Raw genomic sequence first — 7,466 nt, 5'->3', positions numbered from 1 at the left:
CTTTGACACGGTAGACATCCTGGTCGTCGACCGCTTCCGCGGAGAAAGACGATGACACTTCTTCCCTTCGATCCGACGATTTGGGCGCTTCTGGTTCCCGCCGCCTCCGCTCTTCTCTTCGCCCTGCTTCGAAACTGGAGGCTCGCCGCCCAACTCAATGTCCTGGCCAGCTTTCTCTCCTTTGCCTTGGTCCTCTGCCTTCTGGCAACCCCGCGCAAGGAGCCGGGGCGCTTTCTCCTTGTCGATGATCTCAACGAGGTCTTCCTCATCCTCAATGCATTCGTCGGTTTTACCACAAGCCTATTCAGCGCAGGATACATCCAGCATGAAATCACGGCGGGCAAGCTGACCCCCCGCTTTCTTCGATTTTATCATGCCATGTATCAGCTCCTCCTCTTCGGGATGACCCTCGCCCTTTTTGCAAATAACATTGGGATCCTCTGGGCTGCCGTGGAGATGGCTACGCTGACCACGGTCCTCATGGTCGGTATCTACCGCACTCCCGAAGCGATCGAAGCTTCTTGGAAGTACATGATGCTCAGTAGCGTAGCAATTGCCTTGGCTCTTTTCGGAACGACGCTTACCTATATCGCAGCGCGGCAAGCGGTCGGGGAGGGAGCCGAAGCGATGCGTTGGAGCGCTCTTTTTTCTCACGCGGGCGCGCTCGATCCTTCGCTGCTCAACCTCGCATTCCTCTTCATCCTCTTGGGATACGGAACGAAGGTCGGCTTGGTGCCACTCCACGCTTGGCTTCCCGATGCCCACGCCGAGGGGCCGACTCCGATTTCCGCAGTCCTTTCGGGCCTCCTCCTCAACGTGGCCCTTTACTCCGTCATCCGCTTCAAGATGCTCCTAGCCGGCAACCCGCACGTCCTTTCCGCCGGACCGATCCTGATCGGTCTCGGGCTGCTCTCCGTCCTCTTCGCGTCGTTCATGCTCTACCATCGCCGGGACATCAAGAGGCTCTTCGGCTATTCGTCCATCGAACATATGGGAATCATCACCTTCGCCTTCGGCCTAGGGAATCCGTTAGCGAACTTCGCCGGTTTGCTCCACATGGCCTTGCACAGCCTGACCAAATCCGGAATCTTCTTCCTCGTAGGGCATATCTCCCAAGCCAAAGGAACCCAGAAAATTGCAGAAATCCGAGGACTCACCGAAACCCACCCTTTCCTCGGCTGGGGGCTGCTCGCCGGCACCGTAGCGATCATTGGAATGCCCCCGTTCGGCATTTTCCTCAGCGAATTCCTGATCGTAAGCAGCGGCTTCTCCGTCCATCCATGGATCATTCTTCTCTTCCTGCTCGGCCTTCTCGTTGCGTTCTCGGGCCTTCTGCTTCGAGTCTCCGGCATGGCCTTCGGCAAGCCCACCGGGCGTCAGGAGCCCGTCCGGGCGATCCCGTGGCCGTTTCTGATCCATATTCTTTGCGTGCTCGCCGCCGGAATCTTTCTTCCGAAGGCCGTGGTCGGATGGTTTCGTCAGATCGCACTCCTCCTCCGGTAAATTGCTGCTAGGCTATGCCCAATTTTCCTCGAGACCCAATGCCCGCTCCTTCGCCAAGCTCCCCCCCATCCTCGGGATCCCGTTCGTCCCTTCGCGAGCTCTTGCGGCAGGGAGCCCTCGTCGAACGCCATCGCCCTTGGCCTCGGGCCGTCGTCGACGCATCGCTCTGGCAGACAGCGGGCGAGCTCCTTTCCGGAGAAAGCTCTTCCCTCCTCGCTCTCTGGGGCGAGCCGAGCGCCGTTCACCTCTCCTTTTTCGACCAAAACTCCGGAGAAGCCGGGGTGATGAGCCTTCCCTGCTCGGGAGGAACCTTCCCCTCCATCGGTCGGCTTCACCCTCCCGCATCACGCTTGGAAAGGGCGATTCGAGATCTCTTCGGGCTTTCCGCCCAAGAGAGTCTCGATTCGAGGCCCTGGCTCGACCACGGGACCTGGGAAGCCCGCTTCCCCCTGGGAATCGCGCCGCGACCGGCCGAGTCGGTCTCCTACGCCTTTCTTCCCGCGGAGGGGGAGGAGCTTCACCAAGTCCCTGTCGGCCCCGTTCACGCGGGGATCATCGAGCCGGGCCACTTTCGATTCACGGCGGCGGGAGAAACTGTCGTCCGCCTGGAAGAGAGACTTGGTTACGTCCATCGCGGCATCGAAAAGCTCCTCCTTGGAGCCGAAATCGATCGCGGCGCGGAGCTTGCCGGACGAGTCTCCGGGGACACGACGGCTGCTTACTCCACCGCCTTCGCCCTCGCCGTCGAAGCGGCGGCCGGCTTGGAGTCTCCGCCGCTGGCTCACTGGTTGCGAGCTCTCTGCGTCGAGATCGAGAGGATAGCCAATCATCTCGGGGATGTGGGCGCTATCTGCAACGATGCGGCTTTCCCCCGAATCCAGGCCTTTTGCGCCCTCCTGCGAGAAAAGCTCTTACGAGCCGCCGACGAATGCTTCGGCCATCGGCTGATGATGGATCGAATCGTGCCCGGGGGGATTCGCGTGCTACCGCAAGCGGAGACGCTCCGACGGCTCCGAGAGCTCTCCAAGGAAATCGCGCTCTCCCTTCCGGAAATCGTCCAGGTCTACGAGAACACCCCCTCTCTCCAAGACCGAGTAGTCGGGACCGGCAGACTCTCCCGGGAGCTGGCAAAGGAGTATAGCTGCGGCGGAGTCATCGGTCGGGCCTCCGGACGTCTCTTTGATGCGCGTCGCAATCTGGGCTATCCCCCCTATCCGAACTTGCGCTTCTCCATCCCGGTTCTGGAAGAGGGAGACGTCGACGCTCGCGTTTCGATTCGGATTCGAGAGATCGAACAGAGCCTCGGACTGATCGAACAGATCATCGACGGGCTACCGGAAGGGCCCGCCAACGCTCCCTTGTCCCGGGAGCAGGCCGCATCCGGCGAAGGAGTCGCGCTCGTGGAAGGATTCCGCGGGGATATCTTCGTCTCGGTTCGGTTCGACGAGAAAGGCCGCATCGCCCGCTGCCACTTTCGGGACCCCTCCTGGTTTCAATGGCCTTTGCTGGAAGCGGCGATTTACGGGAACATCATTGCCGACTTCCCGCTTTGCAATAAATCCTTTAACTGCTCCTACGCCGGCCATGACCTCTGATTCGCAGATCCCATCCTCGCCCCGCCCTCGCCGGCCGACCCTTTTCGGTCTGCTCCGCTCGGGTCTTCCCGAAGCCCCGCCCCCGGTCGATGAGAAGCATCTTCGGGAACTCGGCCGGCGGGTTGAGGAAAGAGCGCGGAGCCGACTGGGGAGAAGCCTTGCTCTCCGTCTCGTCGATGCGGGTTCCTGCAATGGCTGCGAGCTCGAGCTCCATGCGCTCCAGAACCCTTTTTATGACCTGGAGCGTTTCGGACTCCGCTTCGTCGCTTCCCCCCGGCATGCCGATGTTCTGCTCGTGACCGGTCCGGTGACCCGCAACATGCGGGAAGCGCTCGAACGCACCTACCATGCCATTCCCGACCCGAAGTGGGTTGTCGCGGTCGGAGACTGTGCAGCCACGGGCGGTCTCTTTTCGGGGAACTACGCCTGCATCGGGGCGGCGGCGTCCGTGGTTCCGGTCGACTTGGCGATTCCGGGCTGTCCGCCGCGTCCTCGGGAGCTTTTAGCGGGCCTTCTCGCCCTGTTGGAAAGCGCGAAGAAGCCCGCTCACTCTTGAAACCGAACCAGAAGTCGGCGGAGCGCCGGTCGAAGAGCAGGCTCTGTGGCATTTCGCGGGGGCGACGGAAAATTGGGATCGAAAAAAGAAAAAGCTTGGCGTGAGAACCTTCGGCGGCAATGGTGGCGATTCTTACCGGGAGAAGAAACCTTCCGTGGAACTGCAGAGAGCCCTTCTTTTTGACGGGCAGGGAGCCCAAGAGGTCGGCATGGGGAGAGACCTATGCGAGGCCGATGCGGACGTGCGCTGTCTCTATGAGGAGGCGGACCGGGTGTTGGAGATGCCCCTCTCCTCGTTGAGCTTTCACGGGCCCGCAGAAGCGTTGGTGCAGACCGCCGTCTGTCAGCCGGCTCTCTTCGTGCACGGAATCGCCTTCTTCACCCTTCTCCAAAAGCGCGTTCCGAGCTTCCGCTTCTCCGTCGCGGCCGGACTTTCGTTAGGCGAGCTTACGGCCCATGCGGCAGCCGGTACGTTTTCCTTCTCCGCGGGCCTCCGTTTGGTAAAAACGCGTGCCATGGCCATCCAGAAGGCCGCAGAAGAGGCACCAGGAGGCATGATCGCCCTCGTAGGGGCAGACAAAGCGACCGCTGAAGAAATCGCCCGGGAGGCTCGGCTCGACATCGCTAACTACAATGCTCCCGGCCAACTCATCCTCTCCGGGACACACCAAGCACTGGCCCTGGTTCCGGAGCTGGCCCGCGAACGGAAGGTCCGAAAAGTCATTCCGCTCGATGTTTCGGGAGCCTTTCACTCGCGCCTCATGCACAAAGCCGCCGAGGAGTTGAGACGCTTTCTCGAGGACTTTCCGCTCGAAGCCCCTCGCGTTCCTGTGTTTTCCAACTACCTGGGTCGTCCCGTCCGCCGGCCAGACGAGATCCGTAGCACCCTCATTCATCAGGTAGAGGGCTCCGTCCGATGGGAAGATTGCATCCGGGGAATGCTGGAGCAGGGCATCGGCCAATTCGTCGAAATCGGCCCTCGCCCGATCCTCACCGGCCTGCTGCGACGAATCGCGCCTCAGGCGGAGGGGATCGCCCTCACGACCGTTCTAGACTTACAATCCCATGAGCACACACTTCTTAAACGATAAGGTTGCCGTCATAACCGGGGCCAGCCGCGGCATCGGCAAAGCCATTGCCCTTCGACTCGCTCAGGCAGGAGCGGCGGTCGCCTGCGTCAGCCGACAGGCCTCGGATGCCCAAGGGACCGCGGCGGAGATCCTCGATCGAGGCGGAAAAGCCAAGGGATATGGAGCTGACGTCCGCCTCAAGCAGGAGGTGGATGAAATCAGCCGCGCCATTCTCGGCGATTTCGGGCAAGTCGATCTGCTCGTGAACAATGCGGGGGTCACTCGGGACGGGCTGACCATTCGCATGTCCGAGGAGGATTGGGACATTGTAGTCGACACGAACCTCAAAGGCGCCTTTTTGTGGATCCGTGCCTTGAGCCGCCACTTCCTCGAGCGGCGCTCCGGAAAAATCGTCAACATCTCCTCGGTAGCGGGTCTCATGGGGAATCCCGGCCAAGCGAACTACTCCTCTTCCAAGGCGGGGTTGATCGGTTTGACGAAATCGATCGCGCGGGAACTCGCATCCCGAGGCATCACGGTCAATGCGGTATGTCCTGGTTTCATCGAAACCGATATGACCAAGGATCTTCCCGAAAAAGCTCGGGCTCGGCTTCTGGAGGAAATCCCTCTCAAACGCTTCGGCCAAGCCGAGGAGGTCGCTGGACTCGTGGCTTTTCTCTGCGGACCCGAGGCGAATTACATCACCGGTCAGCTTTTCGTCGTCGATGGAGGGCTTCTGGCTTGACCCGGCCCTCGGAAATAGCGACGAGAGGATGGCGGACGAATGAGAGCGGAAAACAAAAGGAAGACCGATTCGAGTCGGCTTCGTCGCCAGGAGGCGCCTGAACCGAGAATGGGGCTTTTCCACGATTCCGGCGACTTTTTGGTTGCCAAATCACGATTCCGTTTCTAACTAGCCTCGAACTCGAAGGAGAGTAGATTTTATGGCAGAGAAGAAATCGATCGAAGAACGCGTAAAAGAGATGATCGTAGAGCAGCTCGGGGTTAATCCGGAGCAGGTGACGCCCAAGGCCAAGTTTATCGAAGATCTCGGGGCCGATTCCCTAGATACGGTCGAGCTGGTCATGGCTTTTGAGGAAGAGTTCAACGTGGAAGTGCCCGACGAAGAGGCGGAAAAGCTGCAGACGGTAGGCGACGTCATCCGATACATCGAAGAGCATGTGGAGGAAGAGAGCTAAGGCCGTGACCCTCCGTTCTTCGTTGGATCGTCTTTTGCGGGGCTCCCAGGCCCCATTCCCCGCATGAGACGTCGGGTCGTGGTGACAGGGTTCGGGGCTGTAACCCCAAACGGCAACGACGCCAACTCTCTCTGGGAGAGCGTCCGGAACGGTCGTAGCGGAATCGACCGCGTTACCGCTTTCGATACAGCGGGGTACGATTGCCGCATCGCCGGCGAAGTGCGCGGCATCGACTTGAGCGAGGCATTCCGCAATCCGAAGGAGGCCCGCCGCGCGGATCGGTTTTCTCAGCTGGCGATGACCGCCGCAAAGGAAGCGGTCCGCCACTCGGGATTGAACACCGATCGAGAGGATCCTTCCCGGATAGGCGTCATCGTCGGTTCGGGCATCGGTGGACTGAAAACTCTGGAGGATCAGCATACGGTCCTTCTGCAAAAGGGCCCCAAGCGGACTTCCCCGCTAATGATCCCGATGATGATCACCAACATCGCTTCGGGCATGATCGCCATCGAATTCGGCTGCCAAGGACCCAACTTCTGCGTGGTGACCGCGTGTGCCACGGCAGCTCATTGCATCGGGGAGGCTTGGCGACTCATCCGGGACGAGGAAGCGGAAGTCATCGTCGCGGGCGGAAGCGAAGCTGCGGTCGTCCCGCTGGGCCTATCGGGCTTCGCCAATATGAGGGCTCTCAGCCTTCGTAACGACGATCCACAAAAGGCATCGCGTCCCTTCGACAAGGACCGAGACGGTTTCGTCTTGAGCGAGGGAGCGGGGATCGTCGTCCTTGAGGAGCTAGAGCACGCCAAGAAGCGCGGGGCTCCGATTCTTGGCGAGATCATCGGCTATGGACTTTCCGCCGACGCCTCCCACATCACCGCCCCCGATCCCAACGGCCGCTGCGCCGCCCGCGCGATGACCGCAGCGCTCAAACGCGCCGGGAAGAATCCGGATCAGATCGACTACATCAACGCCCACGCGACCTCGACGCAGCAAGGAGACGCTTGCGAAGCGCTGGCCATCCGGAGCGTCTTCGGTCCGTACACGAAGAAGGTCCCCGTGAGCGCGACCAAATCCATGACCGGCCACTGCTTGGGGGCGGCCGGAGCCGTCGAGCTCATCCTCTGCTTGCAAGCTTTGGAAGAGCAATTGATCCCCCCGACGATCAACCTGGACAACCCCGATCCGGCGTGCGATCTTCACCACGTTCCATATGAGGCGCGAGAGAGTAAGTTGAAGGTGGCCATGAGCAACTCCTTCGGGTTCGGAGGACACAACGCATCCCTGGTAGTGGCGAAGTTCGAATAGAAAGAAGAGATCGTAGCATGAAGGCAAACATTCACCCGGAATATGGGGAGACCACAATGACCTGCGCCTGTGGCGCCGTCTACCACACTCGCTCCACCAAGAATCGGCTTCGGTTGGGAATTTGTTCGTCCTGCCACCCCCTCTTTACGGGGCAGCAGAAGCTCGTGGACACTGCGGGAAGGGTGGAAAAGTTTCTGCGCCGCTTCGGAAATAAGTTGCCGGATATGGCGGCCGCCGCT

General features: G+C 60.6%; 8 protein-coding genes. All 8 read left to right on the top strand.

Features of this window, described 5'->3' with window-relative positions:
- Window positions 1-51: 51 nt before the first annotated feature.
- Window positions 52-1,503, top strand: a complete 1,452-nt coding sequence (locus tag FN369_RS07700; RefSeq protein ID WP_142525593.1) for a hydrogenase 4 subunit F — start codon at window positions 52-54, stop codon at window positions 1,501-1,503.
- 38 nt (window positions 1,504-1,541) lie between these two features.
- Entirely contained in the window at window positions 1,542-3,098 is a 1,557-nt protein-coding gene (locus FN369_RS07695) for a hydrogenase large subunit (RefSeq protein ID WP_142525594.1), read from the top strand.
- On the top strand, window positions 3,088-3,654 hold the full coding sequence (locus FN369_RS07690; protein WP_142525592.1) for an NADH-quinone oxidoreductase subunit B family protein: 567 nt from the start codon (window positions 3,088-3,090) through the stop codon (window positions 3,652-3,654). The genes FN369_RS07695 and FN369_RS07690 overlap by 11 nt, the downstream gene beginning before the upstream one ends.
- Before the next feature lie 154 nt (window positions 3,655-3,808).
- A complete protein-coding gene (locus FN369_RS07685; protein ID WP_142525591.1) occupies window positions 3,809-4,744 on the top strand; it encodes an ACP S-malonyltransferase in 936 nt (311 codons plus the stop codon).
- Window positions 4,719-5,468, top strand: coding sequence for a 3-oxoacyl-[acyl-carrier-protein] reductase (gene fabG / locus FN369_RS07680; RefSeq protein ID WP_142525590.1), 750 nt, complete (start codon window positions 4,719-4,721; stop codon window positions 5,466-5,468). Before FN369_RS07685 ends, fabG begins: the two co-directional genes overlap by 26 nt.
- A gap of 199 nt (window positions 5,469-5,667) precedes the next feature.
- Window positions 5,668-5,922 carry an acyl carrier protein gene (locus FN369_RS07675; protein ID WP_024806753.1) on the top strand — a complete coding sequence of 85 codons (255 nt, stop codon included), beginning with the start codon at window positions 5,668-5,670 and terminating at the stop codon, window positions 5,920-5,922.
- A gap of 63 nt (window positions 5,923-5,985) precedes the next feature.
- Window positions 5,986-7,227, top strand: coding sequence for a beta-ketoacyl-ACP synthase II (fabF, locus tag FN369_RS07670; protein ID WP_142525589.1), 1,242 nt, complete (start codon window positions 5,986-5,988; stop codon window positions 7,225-7,227).
- 17 nt (window positions 7,228-7,244) lie between these two features.
- On the top strand, window positions 7,245-7,466 hold a 222-nt coding region (gene rpmE, locus FN369_RS07665; protein ID WP_142525588.1), incomplete at its 3' end, for a 50S ribosomal protein L31.

It is taken from the genome of Methylacidimicrobium cyclopophantes, from assembly GCF_902143385.2.
Taxonomy (GTDB): Bacteria; Verrucomicrobiota; Verrucomicrobiia; order Methylacidiphilales; family Methylacidiphilaceae; genus Methylacidimicrobium; species Methylacidimicrobium cyclopophantes.
This window is presented reverse-complemented; position numbering and strand designations above follow the sequence as displayed.

Coding starts and splice junctions, on each gene's coding strand:
- FN369_RS07700 (WP_142525593.1), top strand. CDS start 52: ATGACACTTCTTCCCTTCGATCCGACGATTTGGGCGCTTCTGGTTCCC.
- FN369_RS07695 (WP_142525594.1), top strand. CDS start 1,542: ATGCCCGCTCCTTCGCCAAGCTCCCCCCCATCCTCGGGATCCCGTTCG.
- FN369_RS07690 (WP_142525592.1), top strand. CDS start 3,088: ATGACCTCTGATTCGCAGATCCCATCCTCGCCCCGCCCTCGCCGGCCG.
- fabG (WP_142525590.1), top strand. CDS start 4,719: ATGAGCACACACTTCTTAAACGATAAGGTTGCCGTCATAACCGGGGCC.
- FN369_RS07675 (WP_024806753.1), top strand. CDS start 5,668: ATGGCAGAGAAGAAATCGATCGAAGAACGCGTAAAAGAGATGATCGTA.
- fabF (WP_142525589.1), top strand. CDS start 5,986: ATGAGACGTCGGGTCGTGGTGACAGGGTTCGGGGCTGTAACCCCAAAC.